This window comes from Streptomyces sp. TLI_185 (assembly GCF_003814765.1).
In the GTDB taxonomy this organism is placed as follows: Bacteria; Actinomycetota; Actinomycetes; order Streptomycetales; family Streptomycetaceae; genus Streptomyces.
The window spans coordinates 6,841,082-6,859,830 of sequence record NZ_RKRB01000001.1 but is presented as its reverse complement, the minus strand read 5'-3'; the positions used below and the strand labels follow the sequence as shown (position 1 = coordinate 6,859,830).

Annotated in this window: 22 protein-coding genes; 6 read left to right on the top strand and 16 right to left on the bottom strand. The window is 69.2% G+C overall.

What is annotated here, in order from left to right:
* Positions 1 to 7 precede the first annotated feature (7 nt).
* Positions 8 to 649 carry a TetR/AcrR family transcriptional regulator gene (locus EDD92_RS31825; RefSeq protein ID WP_123967509.1) on the bottom strand — a complete coding sequence of 214 codons (642 nt, stop codon included), beginning with the start codon at positions 647 to 649 and terminating at the stop codon, positions 8 to 10.
* A gap of 81 nt (positions 650 to 730) precedes the next feature.
* Here EDD92_RS31825 and EDD92_RS31820 point away from each other — a divergent pair, with 81 nt between their 5' ends.
* The 3 genes from EDD92_RS31820 to EDD92_RS31810 are packed head-to-tail and all read left to right on the top strand — an operon-like array spanning position 731 to position 2,859.
* Complete coding sequence (locus tag EDD92_RS31820; RefSeq protein WP_123967508.1) at positions 731 to 1,516, top strand: ABC transporter ATP-binding protein; 786 nt, start codon at positions 731 to 733, stop codon at positions 1,514 to 1,516.
* Positions 1,517 to 1,523: 7 nt separating this feature from the next.
* Complete coding sequence (locus tag EDD92_RS31815; RefSeq protein WP_123967507.1) at positions 1,524 to 2,273, top strand: ABC transporter permease; 750 nt, start codon at positions 1,524 to 1,526, stop codon at positions 2,271 to 2,273.
* Between the two features lie 13 nt (positions 2,274 to 2,286).
* Positions 2,287 to 2,859, top strand: a complete 573-nt coding sequence (locus EDD92_RS31810) for a cob(I)yrinic acid a,c-diamide adenosyltransferase (protein ID WP_123967506.1) — start codon at positions 2,287 to 2,289, stop codon at positions 2,857 to 2,859.
* A gap of 31 nt (positions 2,860 to 2,890) precedes the next feature.
* Here the strand turns inward: EDD92_RS31810 and EDD92_RS31805 are convergent, their stop codons facing one another.
* Genes EDD92_RS31805 through EDD92_RS31785 form a run of 5 tightly spaced genes read right to left on the bottom strand, consistent with a single transcriptional unit; the run spans position 2,891 to position 6,298 of the window.
* Positions 2,891 to 3,097, bottom strand: a complete 207-nt coding sequence (locus EDD92_RS31805) for a hypothetical protein (RefSeq protein ID WP_123967505.1) — start codon at positions 3,095 to 3,097, stop codon at positions 2,891 to 2,893.
* A complete protein-coding gene (locus EDD92_RS31800; protein ID WP_123967504.1) occupies positions 3,097 to 3,498 on the bottom strand; it encodes a hypothetical protein in 402 nt (133 codons plus the stop codon). The genes EDD92_RS31805 and EDD92_RS31800 overlap by 1 nt, the downstream gene beginning before the upstream one ends.
* Positions 3,499 to 3,551: 53 nt before the next feature.
* Positions 3,552 to 5,015: a HAMP domain-containing sensor histidine kinase gene (locus EDD92_RS31795; protein WP_123967503.1), complete on the bottom strand. Its 1,464-nt coding sequence runs from the start codon at positions 5,013 to 5,015 to the stop codon at positions 3,552 to 3,554.
* A complete protein-coding gene (locus tag EDD92_RS31790) occupies positions 5,012 to 5,707 on the bottom strand; it encodes a response regulator transcription factor (RefSeq protein WP_123967502.1) in 696 nt (231 codons plus the stop codon). Before EDD92_RS31790 ends, EDD92_RS31795 begins: the two co-directional genes overlap by 4 nt.
* 12 nt (positions 5,708 to 5,719) lie before the next feature.
* Positions 5,720 to 6,298: a hypothetical protein gene (locus EDD92_RS31785; protein ID WP_123967501.1), complete on the bottom strand. Its 579-nt coding sequence runs from the start codon at positions 6,296 to 6,298 to the stop codon at positions 5,720 to 5,722.
* A gap of 151 nt (positions 6,299 to 6,449) precedes the next feature.
* Here EDD92_RS31785 and EDD92_RS31780 point away from each other — a divergent pair, with 151 nt between their 5' ends.
* The 3 genes from EDD92_RS31780 (at position 6,450) to EDD92_RS31770 (ending at position 10,201) form a co-directional block, all read left to right on the top strand.
* Positions 6,450 to 7,622 carry a sensor histidine kinase gene (locus EDD92_RS31780; RefSeq protein WP_123970640.1) on the top strand — a complete coding sequence of 391 codons (1,173 nt, stop codon included), beginning with the start codon at positions 6,450 to 6,452 and terminating at the stop codon, positions 7,620 to 7,622.
* Positions 7,619 to 8,260 carry a response regulator transcription factor gene (locus EDD92_RS31775; protein ID WP_123967500.1) on the top strand — a complete coding sequence of 214 codons (642 nt, stop codon included), beginning with the start codon at positions 7,619 to 7,621 and terminating at the stop codon, positions 8,258 to 8,260. Before EDD92_RS31780 ends, EDD92_RS31775 begins: the two co-directional genes overlap by 4 nt.
* Positions 8,261 to 8,377: 117 nt before the next feature.
* On the top strand, positions 8,378 to 10,201 hold the full coding sequence (locus EDD92_RS31770) for a glycoside hydrolase family 18 chitinase (protein WP_123967499.1): 1,824 nt from the start codon (positions 8,378 to 8,380) through the stop codon (positions 10,199 to 10,201).
* A 4-nt stretch (positions 10,202 to 10,205) separates the two neighbouring features.
* On the opposite strand, the gene EDD92_RS31765 is transcribed toward EDD92_RS31770, so the two are convergent.
* The 10 genes from EDD92_RS31765 to EDD92_RS31720 form a co-directional block, all read right to left on the bottom strand.
* Positions 10,206 to 10,652, bottom strand: a complete 447-nt coding sequence (locus EDD92_RS31765) for a DUF2550 domain-containing protein (RefSeq protein ID WP_123967498.1) — start codon at positions 10,650 to 10,652, stop codon at positions 10,206 to 10,208.
* Positions 10,653 to 10,794: 142 nt separating this feature from the next.
* The gene (locus EDD92_RS31760) at positions 10,795 to 11,172 is read right to left on the bottom strand and encodes a F0F1 ATP synthase subunit epsilon (protein WP_123967497.1); all 378 of its coding nucleotides are present in this window, start codon (positions 11,170 to 11,172) and stop codon (positions 10,795 to 10,797) included.
* Between the two features lie 133 nt (positions 11,173 to 11,305).
* Entirely contained in the window at positions 11,306 to 12,742 is a 1,437-nt protein-coding gene (gene atpD, locus EDD92_RS31755) for a F0F1 ATP synthase subunit beta (RefSeq protein ID WP_123967496.1), read from the bottom strand.
* Complete coding sequence (locus tag EDD92_RS31750) at positions 12,742 to 13,659, bottom strand: F0F1 ATP synthase subunit gamma (RefSeq protein WP_123967495.1); 918 nt, start codon at positions 13,657 to 13,659, stop codon at positions 12,742 to 12,744. Before EDD92_RS31750 ends, atpD begins: the two co-directional genes overlap by 1 nt.
* 21 nt (positions 13,660 to 13,680) lie before the next feature.
* Positions 13,681 to 15,270, bottom strand: coding sequence for a F0F1 ATP synthase subunit alpha (atpA, locus tag EDD92_RS31745; RefSeq protein ID WP_123967494.1), 1,590 nt, complete (start codon positions 15,268 to 15,270; stop codon positions 13,681 to 13,683).
* Between the two features lie 138 nt (positions 15,271 to 15,408).
* On the bottom strand, positions 15,409 to 16,224 hold the full coding sequence (locus EDD92_RS31740; RefSeq protein ID WP_123967493.1) for a F0F1 ATP synthase subunit delta: 816 nt from the start codon (positions 16,222 to 16,224) through the stop codon (positions 15,409 to 15,411).
* Entirely contained in the window at positions 16,221 to 16,769 is a 549-nt protein-coding gene (locus EDD92_RS31735) for a F0F1 ATP synthase subunit B (RefSeq protein ID WP_123967492.1), read from the bottom strand. The genes EDD92_RS31740 and EDD92_RS31735 overlap by 4 nt, the downstream gene beginning before the upstream one ends.
* Before the next feature lie 38 nt (positions 16,770 to 16,807).
* Entirely contained in the window at positions 16,808 to 17,050 is a 243-nt protein-coding gene (locus EDD92_RS31730) for a F0F1 ATP synthase subunit C (protein WP_123967491.1), read from the bottom strand.
* 80 nt (positions 17,051 to 17,130) lie between these two features.
* Positions 17,131 to 17,901: a F0F1 ATP synthase subunit A gene (gene atpB / locus EDD92_RS31725; protein ID WP_123967490.1), complete on the bottom strand. Its 771-nt coding sequence runs from the start codon at positions 17,899 to 17,901 to the stop codon at positions 17,131 to 17,133.
* A gap of 273 nt (positions 17,902 to 18,174) precedes the next feature.
* Positions 18,175 to 18,612, bottom strand: coding sequence for a hypothetical protein (locus EDD92_RS31720; protein WP_123967489.1), 438 nt, complete (start codon positions 18,610 to 18,612; stop codon positions 18,175 to 18,177).
* Positions 18,613 to 18,749: the final 137 nt, after the last annotated feature.

Genomic DNA, 18,749 nt, shown 5'->3' with positions numbered 1-18,749 from the left:
GGGCGGGTCATTCCGTGCCTCGGACGGCGTAGTTGAGCACCTTCTCGCCCAACAGCTCCTCGATGTCGTCGAGGAGGACCAGTACCTCTCGTGACACTTCGCGCGGATTGCGCCCCTTGACCATCTCGCGGCCGATGACGCCCATCACACAGCTGTGCACCCAGCCGAGCTGACCGGCAATCAGATGCGGCATCGGGTCCTCGTCGGCCGCGCCCGTCTCCTCGCGCAGGGCCTCTTCGAGATTGGCCTGAACCTCCTGCCCGATCGCCCACAGCCGGGAGCGCAGCCCGGGCGCGTTCTCGATGACGCGCATGAAGGCGGCGTACCCCGGAATCAGTCCGACCCTCGGCGAGACCGCTTCGACCTCCTCGCGCAGCTCCCGCAGGACCGCGGCGGCGGCCGACTCCCCCTTGTTCCGGCCGCGCACCCATCGCCCCATCCGGTCCACGAGGCCGGCGGAGCGGTCGAAGAAGAGGTCCTCCTTCGCCGGGAAGTAGTTGTAGACGGTGTTGACGGAGACGTCGGCGGCCTCGGCGATCTCCGCGACGGTCACCGAATCAAACCCGCGCTCGACGAACAGGCCCGTGGCGACGTCCGAGATGTACTGCCGGGTCTGCCGCTTCTTCCGCTCCCTGAGCCCCTCTGTCATGTCCGAATCCTACCTTTCGCTGGGTCCACTGAAAACTTGGTGTCATTGCAAAATTTAAGGGACTCTGTTTTTCTGGTCGGCATGACAGCAGTCATCAGCGCGGCCGGACTGGCCCGCACCTTCCAGACCAAACGCGGCCCCGTGGAGGCCGTCCGTGGTATCGACCTCACCGTCCGCGAGGGCGAGATCCTCGGCTTCCTCGGCCCGAACGGCGCCGGCAAGACCACCACCCTGCGCATGCTCACGACCCTGCTCGCCCCGACCGGCGGCGCGGCCACCGTCGCGGGCCACGACCTCGACGCCGACCCGGCGGGCGTACGGAGGGCCTGCGGTTACGTCGCCCAGTCCGGCGGGGTCGACGGGCAGATCAGCGTGCGGGAGGAACTGGTCACGCAGGGCCGCCTCTACCGCCTGACAAAGCCGCAGGCGATCGCGCGCGCCGACGAGTTGGCCCGTGACCTGGGCCTCGCCGACCTCCTCGACCGCAAGACATCCGCGCTCTCCGGCGGTCAGCGGCGCCGCCTCGACATCGCGATGGCCCTCACCCACCGCCCGAAGGTCCTGTTCCTCGACGAACCGACGACCGGCCTCGACCCCGGCAGCCGCGCCGACCTCTGGGACCTGATCCGCCGCCTGCGCGACGAGCACGGCACGACCGTCTTCCTGACCACCCATTACCTGGACGAGGCCGACGCTCTCTCCGGCCGTCTGGTGATCGTCGACCAGGGAGTGGTCGTGGCGGAGGGCACGCCCACAGCGCTCAAGCTCCAGCACGGCGGCTCGATCGACGCGAGCCTCCAGGACACCTTCCTCGCGATCACCGGCCGCGGTCCCGCCCCGGCCGACGCCGCCCCCGTAGCCGTATAGGAATCCGATGCTGCTTCACGACACCGCACTGATCTACGGCCGCTACCTCCGCCAGTCCCTTCGCTCCCGCTTCGCGCTGCTCTTCGGCGTGCTGATGCCGCTCCTGTACCTCCTCTTCTTCGGACCGCTGCTGACGGGCCTGCCGCTCGGCGGGCGGGGCAGCTCCTGGCAGCTGCTGGTGCCGGGGCTGCTGCTTCAACTCGGCCTGTTCGGGGCGTCGTTCGCGGGATTCTCGATCATCATCGAGAAGGGGCAGGGGGTGGTCGAGCGGATGCGGGTGACGCCCGTCAGCCGGCTCGCGCTCCTGCTGGGCCGTGTGCTGCGCGACGCCACGGTGTTCGTCTTCCAGGCGGTGCTGCTGGTGGTCGCGGCCGTGGCGATGGGGCTGCGGGCGCCGCTCGCCGGGGTCCTGATCGGCTTCGGGTTCGTCGCCCTGCTCACCGTCTCGCTCGGCTCGCTGTCGTACGCGTTGGCGATGAAGGTCCACACCCCGCAGGAGTTCGGGCCGCTGATCAACGCCATGACCATGCCGTCGATGCTGCTGTCCGGGCTGATGCTGCCCATGTCCCTGGCCCCGGTCTGGCTGGACGTGCTCTCGCACTTCATGCCGTTCCGCTATCTGGTGGACGCCGTGCGGGACGCATACGTCGGGTCGTACGCGACGGATCACATGCTCTACGGGGTGCTGGTGGCCCTCGCCTTCGCAGGTCTGGCCGTGACAGTGGGCACACGCGTGTTCCGGACGGCCGGAGCGTAACTACGCTGGTCACATGGTCAATCTGACGCGCATCTACACCAGGACCGGCGACCAGGGCACGACCGCCCTCGGCGACATGAGCCGGGTCGCCAAGACCGATCTGCGGATCTCCGCGTACGCGGACGCCAACGAGGCGAATGCGGTGATCGGCACGGCGATCGCGCTGGGCGGGCTGGAGGAGGAGATCGTCAAGGTCCTCACCCGTGTCCAGAACGACCTGTTCGATGTCGGGGCGGACCTGTCCACACCGGTGGTGGAGAAGCCGGAATTCCCGCCCCTGCGTGTCGAGCAGTTCTACATCGACAAGCTGGAGGCGGACTGCGACCGCTTCAACGAGCGGCTGGAGAAGCTGCGCTCCTTCATCCTCCCGGGCGGTACGCCGGGCGCGGCCCTGCTGCACCAGGCCTGCACGGTAGTACGGCGGGCCGAGCGCTCCACGTGGGCTGCCCTGGAGGTGCACGGCGAGGTGATGAACCCGCTGACCGCGACCTACCTCAACCGGCTCTCCGACCTGCTGTTCATCTTGGCGCGCACGGCCAACAAGGACGTCGGCGACGTGCTGTGGGTGCCGGGCGGGGAGCGCTGAGGCACAGCGCTCCCCGCCCTCCCCCCTCTTCTCAGCGGTCCGTGTCGTCCTGGGTCGCGTCCTGGTCCGCCCGGGCCACCGCGGACTCGGCGGCGGCCACCTTCTTCTGCATCTCCGGGTAGCCGGAGGGGGTGGCGGGTGTGGCGGGCGCCTTGTCCGCCGTACCGCCGTGCGGCGTGCAGCCCGCGGTGAGCCCCGCGAGGAGGGCCACCGCGACGGCCGCGACCTTCAGGCGCATCAGCTTGCGCCCTCGTTGTTGTTCCGGCACCAGGTCCGGACGTCGGACAGGTCCTTCTGCCGTTGCTGCAGCGTCGTCACCAGGGACTTGCGGAAGGTCAGCCGGTCCTGAAGGTAGGTGGCGATCTCGTTGTGACCCGCCGCCTTCGCGTTGTCCACCCGCTGCTGCAGCCGGGCAATGGAACCGCGCTTGTCGGCCCCGGCGTTCAGCCGCTTCAGGGCGCGGTCGATGCGGTGGTCGATCTTCGGCGCCCGCTTGCACAGGGCCTGTGCCCCGTCACCGGTCGGCGTCGCCGCCGGCGCGGGTGTGCTGTCGGCCGCCGCCAGGCCGGTGCCGGTCGCCAGAAGGGCCGCCGCGGCCAGCCCCACCAGGAGGGTGCGCCGCCTTCGTCGTACGTACATCTCAGCCTCCGTTCCGCGGACGGCCCCCTTCGTCCGTCCGCCTGCCGTGGAGGCTAGGAAGGCTCTTTGGGGAAACTCTGTGACCGGTTTGCCCCGGCTGTGCCGATCAGCCAGTCCCGGCGGGCCGGCGGGGCCGCGCCCGTGGACGGCAGCCGTACCTCGAAGCGGGCCCCGACGCCGTGCGGCCCGGCCGTCACCGTGACGCTCCCCCGGTGCAGGGCCGTCTGCTGGGCCACCAGTGTCAGGCCGAGTCCGGAGCCCGAGCTGCCGGGTCCGCGGGCGAAACGCTCGAAGATCCGGGCGCGGGCCGGCTCGGGCACGCCGGGCCCACGGTCGTCGACCGTGATCACGATCTGCCCGCCCGCCTGCCGCACCCCGACCGTCACGGTCGCCTGCCCGGCCGCGTCCCGCCCGTGCGCCAGGGCGTTGGCCAGCAGGTTGTCGAGGAGCACGCGGAGGCCGGGTTCCCAGCCGTGGACCGTGGTTCCGGGTGCCGCCTCCAGGGTGATGCGGGCGTCCGGTGCGCGGCGCCGGGCCTCGGCGACCGCGGCGTCCGCCGTCTCCGTCACATCCACCGTCCGGAAGGCCTCCGCCTCGACGAGGTCGCCGCGGCCCAGTTCGCGCAGCATCACGAGCAGGTTCAGCAGGCGGGCGTGTTCGCTGCGCAGGTCGGCCAGGACCTCCGTGCGGTCCGGCTCCGGCAGGTCGGGGTGGTCGACGAGGATGTCGAGGTTGGTGCCCATGCTCATCAGCGGGGTGCGCAGTTCGTGGGAGGCGGCCGCGGAGAAGGAGCGGGCCGTGTCCAGTGCCTCGGCGGTGCGGGCGGCCTGCTCGTCGTAGCGGGCGAGGACCGTGCGCAGGGTGGTGGCCAGTTCGTCGACCTCGGTCACCCCGGTGGGCTTGTCGGGCGGCCGGGCGGCGCTGGTGCGCGGGTCGAGTCCGGCGGTACGGCGGCCGAGGCGCCGCAGCGGACCGGTCGCACCGGTGGCGATGCCCCAGGCCAGCAGGCCGGACAGGGGCGCGGCGAGCAGTGTCGTCACCGCCACCCGGCGCCGTACGAGCCGTAGTTGGGCCTGGTCGGCGGCGTTGGGCGAGAAGACCCACAGGGTCCCCGCACCCCGGGCCGTGGTGATCGGCACGGACAGCGCGCGCCAGCTGCTGCCGCCGTCCCGGACGGTGACCGGCGCGCTCGCCTGCGCCGGCAGCGGCACCGAGGCGTCCGGCTGCGGCCCCCCGCTGAAGGTGGCGTCCGGTCCCATGACGCGTACGCCGACGTCGAGGGCCGCGCTGTAGAGGAGCCGCTCCTTGTTGTCGGCCGCCTTGGGCCGGCCGTTGGCACTGGCCCTCAAGAGGGCGCGGGCGTCCGGGACCACCGCTGTGGCACGCGCCTGCAGATGGCTGTCCTCGGCGCTGTGCAGATCGTGGTTGACCAGCTGCAGCAGCAGCCAGCCGGAGGCGAGCACGAGGAGCGGCACGGTGACCCCGACGGCGAGCCCGATGCGGGTGGAGAGCCTCACGGCGACTCGTCCCGCAGCACGAATCCCACCCCGCGCACGGTGTGTACGAGCCTTGGCCGTCCGTCCGCCTCCAGCTTGCGCCGCAGATAGCTGACGAAGGTGTCGACGGCGTCCGTCCGCACGTCGAAGTCGTAGCCCCATACCCGTTCCAGGAGCTGGTCGCGGGTGAGGACGAGCCCGGCGTTGCGGGCGAGCACCTCAAGGAGTTCGAACTCGCGCCGGGTCAGCTCCAGTGGCCTGCCGTCCCGCTCCGCGGTGCGGGCCGCCGGGTCGATCACCAGGCCGGCGACCCGCAGCGCCTCCCCCGCGGGCGGGCGGCGGCGCAGCAACGCGCGCAGCCGCAGCACGAGTTCCTGCAGGGCGAACGGCTTGACCAGGTAGTCGTCGCCGCCCGCCTGGAGCCCGGCGATACGGTCGGCGGTCTCGTCGAGCGCCGACAGCATGAGGACGGGGAGGTCCTGGCCGTCGTCGCGGAGCCGTTCGCAGACCTCGATGCCGCTCATGCCGGGCATCGAGACATCGAGGACCAGGACGTCCGGGGGCGTCTCCTCGATCACCGCGAGCGCCTCACGACCGCCGTCCACCGTCCGCACCCGGAAGCCGCTCAGCCGCAGCCCGCGCTCCAGAGAACGCCGGATGGCGGGGTCGTCGTCCACGACCAGCACCGCCCCGGGGCTGCCCGTCTCGCTCATCCACCCCTCCCCTCACCGTCCGGTCAGGGTACGGCTCTCCTCCGAGGGCGCGGCAGCCTCTGCCGGGGCCTTCTTGGGCCAGATCAGATACGTCAGCGCGATCACCCCATGGACGCCCAGGGTCCGCAGCGCCGTCCACTGGAAGGCCCGCAGCGACGAGGTGTCGCCGTCGCCGACGTACCAGATCGCCGCCTGGAGCAGGACGCAGGCGACGGCCGCCGCGAGGAGGGTGCGCAGCCAGAGGCGGCCCTCGTGGCGGGCGCGGGCCAGACCGTGGCGGGGCGGCTTGGGCGGGCGGGGGCCGCCGGCGAGGCGGTGGGCGGCGTGGCCGTCGAGCCAGGTGATCGTGTAGTGGCCGTAGGCGACCGTGTAGCCGATGTAGAGGGCGGCCAGGCCGTGTTCCCAGCTCGGGTCGGCGCCGTTCTTCAGGTCGACCGCCGTCACCACGAACAGGACCAGCTCAAGCAGCGGCTCGCACAGCAGCAGCGCCACGCTCGTGCGACGCCATTTCAGCAGGTAGCGGACGGCCAGCCCAGCCGCCAGCAGCACCCAGAACCCGACCTCGCAGGCAATGATCAACCCGACGACCAAGACACGCTCCTTCCCTCGTCCTTCCAGGCTTCCGGCGGGTTCGGGCGCTTTCGTCGTCGGCGGTGACGAACTCGCGGTACATCGAAAGATGCAGTCCAGGACCGTTCGCGGGGATCACGCGGTGAGCACCCGTCCCGTGTTGGATGGGGACATGGCCGTACGACTGCCCCGCCCGCACCGCTTCGACGTGTACATCGCCATCGGCGGGCTGCTCGGCGGCCTGCTGCTGGCGGGCATCGGCCTGGCCACGCGGCCCGCCAAGGATCCGATCACGCTCTTCGACGGCCCTTGGCCGATCCTGGTGCCGCTCGTCGTGATGGCCGGCTGCGAGCTGCTGCGTCGGACGGCCCCCCGCGCAGCCCTGCTGATCGGCACACCCGCGATCTGCGCGGACGTCGTGACCCAGGGCAGCCTGGCCACGATCCTGATGTTCACCGACATCGTCTACGCGGCCGTGCTGTACGGCCCGCTCGCCTCGGCCCGCCGTATCCAGTGGATCACCGGGCTGCTCACGGTGGCCGGCACACTGGTGCCGTTTGCGGTGTGGCGGGTGCCGCAGGCACTGCTGATCGGCGTGGTCGTCGGTGTCGTGGCGTACGGGCCCGCCGCCACCGGCTGGATCGTGCGCAACCACCGCGACGCCGCCGAGGCCGCCCGGCTGCGTGCCGAACAGACCGCGCTGCTCGCCGAGCTCGACCGTTCGCAGGCGGTCACCGCCGAACGCTCCCGGGTGGCAAGGGAGTTGCACGACATGGTGGCCAACCACCTGTCCGCCATCGCCATCCACTCCACGGCCGCGCTGTCCCTCGACGATCCGAAGACCTCCAAAGAGGCCCTCTCCGTCATCCGGGAGAACAGCGTCGAAGGGCTCGCCGAGATGCGCCGGCTCATCGGCATCCTGCGCGACAGGGGCAACGACCACGCGCCCGCTGCCACCCCCACCCTCGACGGCCTCGCCGCCCTCGTCGACGGCGCCCGCTCGAACGGCCTCGACATCACCCTCGACACCGAGCACGGCACGGTCCCCGCGCCGGTCGAACTCGCCGCCTACCGCATCGTCCAGGAGTCCCTGACCAACGCCCTCAAGCACGCCTGCCCGGGGAAGGTCACCGTTGCCCTCGCCCAACGGGACGGCGTCCTCCGCGTGCGGGTGGCCAGCCCCTACGGCCACCGGGACGGCCCGCGCGCCCCCGGCTCCGGCGCGGGCCTGGTCGGTATGCGGGAGCGGGCGGCGCTGCTGGGCGGCACGTTCGAGGCCGGCCCCGACGGCGCGCTGTGGACCGTACACGCCACGCTCCCCCTGACCGAAGGAGATTCCGCATGATCCGCGTCCTGGTCGCCGAGGACCAGTCCGCCGTCCGCGCCGGGCTCGTCCTCATCCTGGGCAGCGCACCCGACATCGAGGTGGTCGGCGAGGCGGCCGACGGGGAGGCCGCGGTGGCGCTGGCACGGGAGTCGAGGCCCGATCTCGTGCTGATGGACGTACAGATGCCCCGTCTGGACGGGGTGTCGGCGACCCGGCAGGTCGTCGGAGAGGGGCTCGCCGACGTCCTCGTCCTCACCACCTTCGACCTCGACGAGTACGTCTTCGGGGCCCTGCGCGCCGGCGCCGCCGGCTTCCTGCTCAAGAACACCGAGGCGAAGGACCTGTTGGAGGCGGTACGCACCGTGGCGCGCGGGGAGGGCCTGATCGCCCCGGCCGTCACCCGCCGTCTGATCGCCGAGTTCGCCACCACGTCCGTACGCGAACCGACGGCCGATCCCGCCGTGCTCGACAGCCTCACCCGCCGCGAACGCGAGGTGCTGTCCTGCCTCGGCGAGGGCCTGTCCAACGCCGCCGTCGCGGCCCGCCTCGACATGGCGGAGGCAACGGTGAAAACGCACGTCAGCCGCCTCCTCGGGAAGCTGGAGCTGCGCAGCCGGGTCCAAGCGGCCGTACTGGCCCAGGAGTTGGGGATCTAGCACGCCTGCTCCAGAGTGGTCCAGACCTATTGACCGATGGTCCAGACCTTTCTATTCTCGCGGCACTGTGGGCGTGAAGGCTCAGTCATGCCCCCCAACTCCCCTAGGAGGCGCAGCATGCGCTTCAGACACAGAGCCGCGGCAGGCTTCGCAACCCTGTTGCTGCCGCTGGCCGGTCTGGTCGGCCTCGCAAGCCCCGCCCAGGCCGCGACCACCGCGACGGCGACCTACGCCAAGACCCAGGACTGGGGCACCGGCTTCGAAGGCAAGTGGACGGTGAAGAACACCGGCACCACGGCCATCAGCTCCTGGACCGTCGAGTGGGACTTCCCCTCCGGCACATCCGTCACCTCGGCCTGGGACGCGGACGTCACGTCCTCCGGCACCCACTGGACCGCCAAGAACAAGTCCTACAACGGCTCCATCGCCCCGGGCGCCTCCGTCTCCTTCGGCTTCAACGGCGCGGGCTCCGGCTCCCCCTCCAACTGCAAGCTGAACGGCGACAGTTGCGACGGCACGACGGTCCCCGGCGACGCGGCACCCTCCGCACCGGGCACCCCCACCGCCTCCTCCGTCACCGACACCTCGGTGAAGCTGTCCTGGAGCGCGGCCACCGACGACAAGGGCATCAAGAACTACGACGTCCTGCGCGACGGCAAGGTCGTCTCGACGGTCACCACCACGTCGTACACGGACACCGGCCTGACCGCCGGCACCGACTACTCCTACACCGTCCGGGCCCGTGACACCGCCGACCAGACCGGCCCGGCGAGCGGCTCGGTCGCCGTGCACACCACGGGCGGCACCACCGACCCGCCGCCCACCACCGGTGGCAAGGTCAAGCTCGGCTACTTCACCGAGTGGGGCATCTACGGCCGCAACTACAACGTCAAGAACCTGGTGACGTCTGGTTCAGCCGCGAAGATCACGCACATCAACTACGCCTTCGGCAACGTCACCAACGGCCAGTGCGCGATCGGTGACTCCTACGCCGACTACGACAAGGCCTTCACGGCCGACCAGTCCGTCAGCGGGGTCGCCGACACCTGGGACCAGCCGCTGCGCGGCAACTTCAACCAGCTGCGCGAGCTGAAGGCGAAGTACCCGAACATCAAGGTCCTGTGGTCCTTCGGCGGCTGGACCTGGTCCGGCGGCTTCGGACAGGCGGCGGCCAACCCGACCGCCTTCGCGAACTCCTGCTACAACCTGGTCAAGGACCCGCGCTGGGCGGACGTGTTCGACGGCATCGACATCGACTGGGAGTACCCGAACGCCTGCGGCCTGTCCTGCGACACCAGCGGCGCGGCGGCCTTCAAGAACGTGATGTCGGCGCTGCGCGCGAAGTTCGGCTCCAGTGCACTGGTCACCGCCGCGGTCACCGCGGACGGCTCGTCCGGCGGCAAGATCGAGGCCGCCGACTACGCGGGCGCCGCCCAGTACGTCAACTGGTACAACGTGATGACGTACGACTTCTTCGGCGCCTGGGACGCCCAGGGCCCGACGGCCCCGCACTCCCCGCTCACCTCGTACAGCGGCATCCCGAAGGCCGGGTTCACCACGGCCGACGCGATGGCCAAGTACAAGGCGGCCGGCGTCCCCGCGAGCAAGCTGCTGATCGGCATCGGCTTCTACGGCCGAGGCTGGACGGGCGTGACACAGGACGCTCCCGGCGGCACCGCGACGGGCCCGGCTGCGGGCACGTACGAGCAGGGCATCGAGGACTACAAGGTGCTCAAGACGTCCTGCCCGGCCACCGGCACCGTCGCCGGCACGGCGTACGCGCACTGCGGCAGCAACTGGTGGTCGTACGACACCCCGTCGACCATCGCCGGAAAGATGAACTGGGCCAAGTCCCAGGGTCTCGGCGGTGCGTTCTTCTGGGAGTTCAGCGGTGACACCGGCAACGGTGAGCTGGTGAGCGCCATCAGCAACAACCTGTGAGTACCTAGGCCACGTTGACGCGCTGACCGGGCGGGGCTGCCTCCAGCCACGCGAGGAAACCGGTCAGCGCGTCTTCGCTCATCGCGAGTTCGAGACGCGTGCCCCGGTGCAGACAGGTCAGGATCACCGCGTCGGAGAGCAGCGCCAGCTCCTCCTCGCCCTCGGGGAGGCGGCGGCCGGCGACCTCGATCGCGGCGCGCTCCAGGATGCGGCGCGGGCGGTAGGCGTAGGAGAAGACGCGGTACCACTCGATGCGGTCGCCGTTGTAGCGGGCGACTCCGTAGCTCCAGCCTTTTCCGCTGGTGTCGGGTTTCTCCGCGACGTCCCAGCGCAGGCTGCAGTCGAACGTGCCGCCCGAGCGCTGGATCAGTCTCCGGCGCAGGCCGAAGACGAACAACCCCAGCACCACTAGGGCGACCACGACTCCGCACACAGTCAGAGCGAGGACCATCGACACCGACCTCCTCGTCTCCTAGGTACCGAAAATAGGTAACGGAACGGAAAAAACCCTTATATCTGCCTCAGCCGCGGTCGGCTCCGGATTGCTCCGGTGCCGGCCGCGGCTGAGTGACGTCTTCACATGGTGTGTGGCTTCAGCGGGTCGCCGTCGCCGCACGCAGTCGTACGTCCGCGCGACGCTCGGCAGAGGCATCGCCCTCCGCCTTCGCGCGCTCCAGCTCTCGCTCCGCGCGCTGGACGTCGATCTCGTCCGACAGCTCGGCGATCTCGGCCAGCAGCGACAGCTTGTTGTCCGCGAACGAGATGAAACCGCCGTGCACCGCGGCGACGACCGTTCCACCATCACTCGTACGGATGGTCACCGGGCCCGACTCCAGCACACCGAGCAGCGGCTGGTGACCGGGCATGACGCCGATGTCGCCGGACGTGGTGCGCGCGACGACCAGGGTGGCCTCGCCGGACCAGACCTCTCGGTCGGCCGCGACCAGCGCGACGTGCAGCTCAGCAGCCAAGGTGGCTCCTCGGGTCACCACCCGGCGGTTCGGCCGGGTGTTGGTTACAAGTCTAGTGGGCGTGGATGAGGGGGCGGGACGTGCCCCGCCCCCTCAGGTGTGAACCACAGGGCTCACTTCGAACTCAGGGAGTTCAGGAGACGCCCAGCTCCTTGGCGTTGGCCTTGAGGTCCTCGATGCCACCGCACATGAAGAACGCCTGCTCCGGGAAGTGGTCGTACTCGCCGTCGCAGATCGAGTTGAAGGCCGCGATCGACTCGTCCAGCGGGACGTCCGACCCGTCGACGCCGGTGAACTGCTTGGCGACGTGGGTGTTCTGGGACAGGAAGCGCTCCACGCGACGGGCACGGTGGACGACGAGCTTGTCCTCCTCGCCGAGCTCGTCGATACCGAGGATCGCGATGATGTCCTGGAGGTCCTTGTACTTCTGCAGGATCGTCTTGACGCGCATGGCGGCGTCGTAGTGGTCCTGAGCGATGTAGCGCGGGTCCAGGATGCGGGACGTGGAGTCCAGCGGGTCCACGGCCGGGTAGATGCCCTTCTCGGAGATCGGACGGGAGAGAACCGTCGTCGCGTCGAGGTGGGCGAAGGTGGTGGCCGGAGCCGGGTCGGTCAGGTCGTCCGCGGGGACGTAGATCGCCTGCATCGAGGTGATCGAGTGACCACGGGTCGAGGTGATGCGCTCCTGGAGGAGACCCATCTCGTCGGCCAGGTTCGGCTGGTAGCCCACCGCGGAGGGCATACGGCCGAGCAGGGTCGACACCTCGGAACCGGCCTGCGTGAAGCGGAAGATGTTGTCGATGAAGAACAGCACGTCCTGCTTCTGCACATCGCGGAAGTACTCCGCCATGGTCAGACCCGCGAGGGCCACGCGCAGACGGGTGCCCGGGGGCTCGTCCATCTGACCGAAGACCAGCGCGGTCTTGTCGATGACGCCGGAGTCCGACATCTCCTCGATGAGGTCGTTGCCCTCACGGGTGCGCTCACCGACACCGGCGAACACGGAGACACCGTCGTGGTTGTTGGCGACGCGGTAGATCATCTCCTGGATGAGCACCGTCTTGCCGACGCCGGCACCGCCGAACAGACCGATCTTTCCACCCTTGACGTACGGGGTGAGAAGGTCGATGACCTTGACGCCGGTCTCGAACATCTCGGTCTTCGACTCGAGCTCGTCGAAGTTCGGGGCCTTGCGGTGGATGCCCCAGCGCTCGCCCTCGTACTTCTCGTCGACGTTCAGCACCTCACCGAGGGTGTTGAACACCTTGCCCTTGGTGAAGTCGCCGACCGGCACCGTGATGGAGTTGCCGGTGTCGGTCACCGGGGCCTGGCGGACCAGACCGTCGGTGGGCTGCATGGAGATGGTGCGGACCAGGCCGTCACCCAGGTGCTGGGCGACCTCCAGGGTCAGGATCTTCTTCTCGCCGGCGTTGGCCGGGTCGGCCACCTCGACGTGAAGCGCGTTGTAGATCTCCGGCATCGCGTCGACGGGGAACTCCACGTCGACGACCGGGCCGATGACCCGGGCGACGCGGCCCGTGGCCGTCGCGGTCTCAACAGTGGTGGTCATTAGCGGTCACTCCCCGCGGTCGCGTCGGCCAGGGCTGCGGAGCCACCGACGATCTCGCTGATTTCCTGGGTGATTTCGGCCTGGCGGGCCGCGTTGGCAAGTCGGGAGAGCGTGGTGATGAGCTCTCCCGCGTTGTCGGTCGCCGACTTCATCGCGCGCCGTGTGGCGGCGTGCTTCGAAGCGGCCGACTGGAGGAGCGCGTTGTAGATACGGCTCTCCACGTAGCGCGGCAGGAGGGCGTCGAGGACGTCCTCCGCCGAGGGCTCGAAGTCGTACAGCGGAAGGATCTCGCCCTTGGGCGTGGCTTCCTTCGCGACCTCTTCGAGGCTGAGCGGCAGCAGACGGTCGTCGAGGGCCGTCTGCGTCATCATCGACACGAACTCGGTGAAGACGATGTGGAGTTCGTCCACGCCGCCCTCGGCCGTCTCGGTCTCGATGGCCTCGATCAGCGGCGCCGCGACCTTCTTGGCGTCCGCGTACGTGGGCTCGTCGGTGAAGCCGGTCCACGACTCCGCGACCTTGCGCTCACGGAAGTTGTAGTGCGCGAGACCACGGCGGCCGACGATGTAGACGACGACCTCCTTGCCCTGGCGCTCCAGCCGCTCGGTGAGCTGCTCCGCCGCCTTGATGGCGTTGGAGTTGAAGGCACCGGCGAGACCACGGTCGCTCGTGAGGAGCAGCACCGCGGACCGCGTGACCGTCTCGGCCTGCGTGGTCAGCGGGTGCTTGGTGTTCGAACCGGTGCCGACCGCCGTGACCGCACGCGTCAGTTCCTGCGCGTACGGCGTGGAGGCCGCCACCTTGCGCTGCGCCTTGACGACGCGCGAGGCGGCGATCATCTCCATCGCCTTGGTGATCTTCTTGGTCGCGGTGACGGATCGGATGCGACGCTTGTAGACCCGGAGCTGGGCTCCCATGAGTCAGGTCCCTTCCTTACGTCACTTGGCGGCGGCCGGGGCGTCCTCGCCGAGAAGCTTGCCGTCCGAGGTCTCGAACTGCTTCTTGAACTCGGCGATCGCGTCGGCAACAGCGGTGAGGGTGTCGTCCGACATCTTGCCGCCCTCGCGGATGGAGGTCATGAGGCCCTGCTCCTTGCGGTGCAGGTACTCCAGGAGCTCCTTCTCGAAGCGGCGGATGTCGGCCACCGGGACGTCGTCCATCTTGCCGGTGGTGCCGGCCCAGACGGAGACGACCTGGTTCTCGGTGGACATCGGCTGGTACTGGGCCTGCTTCAGGAGCTCGACCATGCGCTGACCGCGCTCCAGCTGGGCCTTCGACGCGGCGTCCAGGTCGGAACCGAAGGCGGCGAACGCCTCCAGCTCACGGAACTGGGCGAGGTCCACGCGGAGGCGGCCGGCGACCTGCTTCATCGCCTTGTGCTGCGCGGAACCACCGACTCGGGAGACGGAGATACCGACGTTCAGCGCGGGGCGCTGACCGGCGTTGAACAGGTCCGACTCCAGGAAGCACTGGCCGTCGGTGATGGAGATGACGTTGGTCGGGATGAACGCCGAGACGTCGTTGGCCTTGGTCTCGACGATCGGCAGACCCGTCATCGAGCCGGCGCCCATGTCGTCGGAGAGCTTCGCGCAGCGCTCCAGCAGACGGGAGTGCAGGTAGAAGACGTCACCCGGGTAGGCCTCACGGCCCGGCGGGCGGCGCAGCAGCAGCGACACGGCGCGGTAGGCGTCGGCCTGCTTCGACAGGTCGTCGAAGATGATCAGGACGTGCTTGCCCTCGTACATCCACTGCTGACCGATGGCCGAACCGGTGTACGGCGCAAGGTACTTGAAGCCGGCCGGGTCGGACGCGGGGGCGGCGACGATGGTCGTGTACTCCAGCGCGCCGTTCTCCTCCAGCGCGCGGCGGACCGACGCGATGGTGGAGCCCTTCTGGCCGATGGCGACGTAGATGCAGCGGACCTGCTTCTTCGGATCGCCCGAGCGCCAGTTGTCGCGCTGGTTGATGATCGTGTCGACGGCCAGGGCGGTCTTGCCGGTCTGGCGGTCACCGATGATCAGCTGACGCTGACCACGGCCGACGGGGGTCATCGCGTCGACGGCCTTGTAGCCGGTCTCCATCGGCTCGTGCACCGACTTGCGCTGCATGACCGTGGGGGCCTGCAGCTCGAGGGCGCGGCGGCCGGACGTCTCGATCTCGCCGAGGCCGTCAATCGGGTTGCCGAGCGGGTCGACGACGCGGCCGAGGTAGCCCTCGCCGACTGCCACGGAGAGCACCTCACCGGTGCGCTGCACCGGCTGACCCTCCTCGATGCCGCTGAACTCACCGAGGACGATGGCACCGATCTCGCGCTCCTCGAGGTTGAGGGCGAGGCCGAGGGTGCCGTCCTCGAACTTCAGCAGTTCGTTGGCCATGGCCGAGGGCAGGCCCTCGACCTTCGCGATGCCGTCGCCGGCAAGGGTGACCGTACCGACCTCCTCGCGCGAGGCCGCGTCCGGCTTGTACGACTGGACGAAGTTCTCCAGCGCGTCCCGGATCTCCTCCGGCCGGATCGTGAGCTCCGCCATCTGGGTTCCCTGCTCTCCTTGTTGGGCCCGAAGTTTCAACTTGGGGGTCTGGGGGCGACCCCCAGGAATCCTCTGCACGACCCAACCGGGCCGTAGGTACGTACTGCTGTACTGCTGTTCTGCTTATGAAGTTGCTGCTCAGCCCGCCAGGCGGCGACCGGCGTCCTCGATGCGGTCCGCGATCGAGCCGTTGATGACCTCGTCGCCGACCTGCACCCGGATCCCGCCGAGGACCTCGGGGTCCACGTCGATGTTGAGGTGCATCTTGTGGCCGTAGAGCTTCGCGAGAGCTGCGCCCAGGCGCTGCTTCTGCGAGTCGCTCAGCGGCACCGCCGAGGTGACGACGGCGACCAGCCGGTGCCGGCGCTCGGCGGCGAGCTTGGACAGGGACTCCAGTCCCGACTCCAGGCTACGTCCCCGCGGCGCGGTCACAAGGCGCGTCACAAGCCGCTCGGTCGACGCAGCGGCCCGGCCGCCGAGCAGCCGGTGCAGCAGCTCGATCTTGGCCGCGGTGGTCGCGGCGCGGTCGGTCAGCGCGGCACGCAGCTCGGTGTTCGAGGAGACGATCCGCCCGAAGCGGAACAGCTCGTCCTCCACGTCGTCGAGCCTGCCGGTCTTCTGCGCGGCGGTGAGCTCGGCGGTGTCCGCCAGCTCCTCCAGCGCGTCCACCAGGTCACGGGACTGCGACCAGCGGGAGCGCACCATGCCGGACACCAGGTCGGCAGTCGCCCCGCCGACCTGGGAGCCGAGCAGGCGCTGGGCCAGCTCGGCCTTCGCCTCACCGGCCTGCGCCGGGTCGGTCAGGACCCGACGCAGCGACACCTCGCGGTGGAGCAGCGCGGTGACGGCGGCCAGCTCGTCGGCGAGCTTCGTCACGTCGGCGGACGTGGAGTCCGTCAGCGCGTCGAGACGCTCGCGTGCGGCGGCCAGTGCCTCGCGGCTCGCTCCGTTCATCGCGCGGCCTCGGCCTTCTCCTCGAGGTCGTCGAGGAAGCGGTCGATGACGCGGCTCTGCCGGGCGTGGTCCTCGAGGGACTCGCCGACGAGCTTGCCGGCCAGCTCGGTTGCGAGGTGACCGACGTCCTGCCGGAGCGCCTGCGCGGCGGACTTGCGGTCGGCCTCGATCTGCGCGTGACCGGCGGCGACGATCTCCTCGCGCTGCCGCTGGCCCTCGGCGCGCATCTCGGCGATGAGCGCGGCACCCTGCTCCTGCGCCTCCTGGCGCAGACGCGCGGCCTCGTGCCGGGCCTCGGCGAGCTGGGCCTTGTACTGCTCGAGAACGCTCTGCGCCTCGACCTGAGCGGCCTCGGCCTTCTCGATGCCACCTTCGATCGCCTCGCGGCGCTCCTCCAGAACCTTGTTGATGTTCGGGAGCAGCTTCTTCCAGAAGAAGAAGAACACGATGGCGAAGGCGATGGCTCCAACAAGCAGCTCGGGGCCGGCCGGGATAAGCGGGTTCTGCTTCTCCTCGGCCGCGAGCGCTACCAGGTTGGCGATCACATCAGTGCCTTTCGTCGGAACGTGTCAGGTAAGGCGGATCAGGTACCGAACACGAACGGCATAACGATGCCGATGAGGGCGAGAGCCTCACAGAAGGCGAAACCCAGGATCTGGTTGGCGCGGATCAGACCGGCCGCCTCGGGCTGACGGGCCAGGGCCTGGGTGCCGTTACCGAAGATGATGCCGACGCCGACGCCGGGGCCGATGGCCGCGAGGCCGTAGCCGATGGAGCCGATGGAGCCGTGGACGGTGTCAGCAGCAAGTGCCTGGAGAGCGGACATGCCGATTCTTCCTTCTCTTTCATGGACCGGTGGGGGTTGGCCACCGGACGTCTCGAGGGTGCGGGCGGGTGGTACTCGGCTCAGTGGTGCTCGGCGAGAGCGCCCTGAACGTAGGAGCAGGCCAGCAGCACGAAGACGTACGCCTGGACGGCCTGCACGAAAAGCTCGAAGAGGATCATGACCACGGTCATGACGAAGGAGACACCGGCCGCCGGGACCATCCAGCTGTTCATCAGGTACCAGGAGGCGACGGTGAACATCACCAGCATCAGGTGGCCGGCGAACATGTTGGCGAAGAGTCGCACCGCGTGCGTGAACGGGCGGACCAGCAGGTTCGAGAAGAACTCGATGACCATGACGAGGGGCAGCACGCCACCGAGCGACTTGTCGTAGCCCGTCACGTTCTTGAAGAAGCCGACGAAGCCGTGCTTCTTGAAGGTCAGCGAGACCCACGTGATGTAGACGACCGCGGCCAGCACCACCGGGAAGGCGAAGACCGAGGCCACCGGGAACTGGGCCAGCGGAATCACGGACCAGATGTTCATGATCCAGATGAAGAAGAACAGCGAGACCATGAGCGGGACGTACTTCTCGCCCTCGCGCTTGCCCAGCGTCTCGTAGACGATGCCGCGGCGCACGAAGTCGTAGCCGGCCTCGGCCACCATCTGGAGCTTGCCCGGGACCACCTTGGCCTTACTGAAGGCCAGCGTGAAGAAGGTGACGACGAGCAGCGTGGTGATGAGCGCGAGCAGCATCACCTTGTTGAACTCGTAGCCGCCCACGGTGAACAGGGGCTTGAACAGGAAGGAGTGCAGGCCCGGAGCCGGGAAGCCACACCCGTTGTCGGACATGATCCGACAACTCCAGTCAAAGGCGAGCTGGGTCTGGTCAGCACTCACCGCGGGCTCCTTCGGCGTGACGCATGGGTACGGCAACCTCGTTGTGTCGGCGCGGCGCGCAGCCGCGGGTCGGCACTGGACTGGTGTTACGGATGTGAGGGCGGCTGGGGGGCATCAAGCCTCGCGATTGAGCAGGCGTCAGCTCAGATGCCCGCGCCCGCGATGCCGCAGTTGGCACCGGACGATAGCAGGAGATCTCACAAGCCTTTATCCCGCCCCTATCCCTCACGACGACGACCCTGTCTTCTCGGACTTTCCACTCTTCTCGGAGTCGGGGTCGATGTAGAAAAGCTTGGCCTTCATATGCGCACGAGCCTGCGCAGCCATCCACACGACGGTCGCGACGACGAGCGAGACGGCGAACGTCTTCGCGTTGAAGAGGGTGGTGTCCTTGAAGACGGCCACGAAGATCAGGAGCAGCAGGAGCTGAGCGACGTACAGCATCAGCCCCATGGCCTGGAACAACTGCGGGAGCGTTTTTGCCGTCCACTGCAGGACGTACAGACCGATTCCCATGAACAGGATCGCGAGCAGTGTGCCGACCGCCGCACCGAGCGCACCCTTGCCGCCGGCGACCACAGCGCTGACGGCGACGACGATCGCGCCGACAGCCGCTGTGGGCACAGCGGTCTGCAAGAGGTTCCGGGCGTCATTGGACGGCATGGCGGCAACTCCGCTTTCACAGGGGGGCAGGTGTCGTCATGGACGAGCGTAGTCCCGGATCGAGAGGGGAACTCACGGCCAATGGGCCGTCGCACTGCGGCCCTTCAGCTCTCTCCGGGGTTCTCGTGAACCGTATC

Excerpts from the sequence above, each read along its gene's own strand:
- EDD92_RS31805 (WP_123967505.1), bottom strand. The coding sequence starts at position 3,097 with ATGCGCCTGAAGGTCGCGGCCGTCGCGGTGGCCCTCCTCGCGGGGCTC.
- atpA (WP_123967494.1), bottom strand. The coding sequence starts at position 15,270 with ATGGCGGAGCTCACGATCCGGCCGGAGGAGATCCGGGACGCGCTGGAG.
- EDD92_RS31740 (WP_123967493.1), bottom strand. The coding sequence starts at position 16,224 with ATGAACGGAGCGAGCCGCGAGGCACTGGCCGCCGCACGCGAGCGTCTC.
- EDD92_RS31810 (WP_123967506.1), top strand. The coding sequence starts at position 2,287 with ATGGTCAATCTGACGCGCATCTACACCAGGACCGGCGACCAGGGCACG.
- EDD92_RS31800 (WP_123967504.1), bottom strand. The coding sequence starts at position 3,498 with ATGTACGTACGACGAAGGCGGCGCACCCTCCTGGTGGGGCTGGCCGCG.
- EDD92_RS31775 (WP_123967500.1), top strand. The coding sequence starts at position 7,619 with ATGATCCGCGTCCTGGTCGCCGAGGACCAGTCCGCCGTCCGCGCCGGG.
- EDD92_RS31780 (WP_123970640.1), top strand. The coding sequence starts at position 6,450 with ATGGCCGTACGACTGCCCCGCCCGCACCGCTTCGACGTGTACATCGCC.
- EDD92_RS31825 (WP_123967509.1), bottom strand. The coding sequence starts at position 649 with ATGACAGAGGGGCTCAGGGAGCGGAAGAAGCGGCAGACCCGGCAGTAC.
- atpD (WP_123967496.1), bottom strand. The coding sequence starts at position 12,742 with ATGACCACCACTGTTGAGACCGCGACGGCCACGGGCCGCGTCGCCCGG.
- EDD92_RS31820 (WP_123967508.1), top strand. The coding sequence starts at position 731 with ATGACAGCAGTCATCAGCGCGGCCGGACTGGCCCGCACCTTCCAGACC.
- EDD92_RS31730 (WP_123967491.1), bottom strand. The coding sequence starts at position 17,050 with ATGTCCGCTCTCCAGGCACTTGCTGCTGACACCGTCCACGGCTCCATC.
- EDD92_RS31765 (WP_123967498.1), bottom strand. The coding sequence starts at position 10,652 with ATGGTCCTCGCTCTGACTGTGTGCGGAGTCGTGGTCGCCCTAGTGGTG.
- atpB (WP_123967490.1), bottom strand. The coding sequence starts at position 17,901 with ATGTCCGACAACGGGTGTGGCTTCCCGGCTCCGGGCCTGCACTCCTTC.
- EDD92_RS31815 (WP_123967507.1), top strand. The coding sequence starts at position 1,524 with ATGCTGCTTCACGACACCGCACTGATCTACGGCCGCTACCTCCGCCAG.
- EDD92_RS31720 (WP_123967489.1), bottom strand. The coding sequence starts at position 18,612 with ATGCCGTCCAATGACGCCCGGAACCTCTTGCAGACCGCTGTGCCCACA.
- EDD92_RS31790 (WP_123967502.1), bottom strand. The coding sequence starts at position 5,707 with ATGAGCGAGACGGGCAGCCCCGGGGCGGTGCTGGTCGTGGACGACGAC.
- EDD92_RS31750 (WP_123967495.1), bottom strand. The coding sequence starts at position 13,659 with ATGGGAGCCCAGCTCCGGGTCTACAAGCGTCGCATCCGATCCGTCACC.
- EDD92_RS31770 (WP_123967499.1), top strand. The coding sequence starts at position 8,378 with ATGCGCTTCAGACACAGAGCCGCGGCAGGCTTCGCAACCCTGTTGCTG.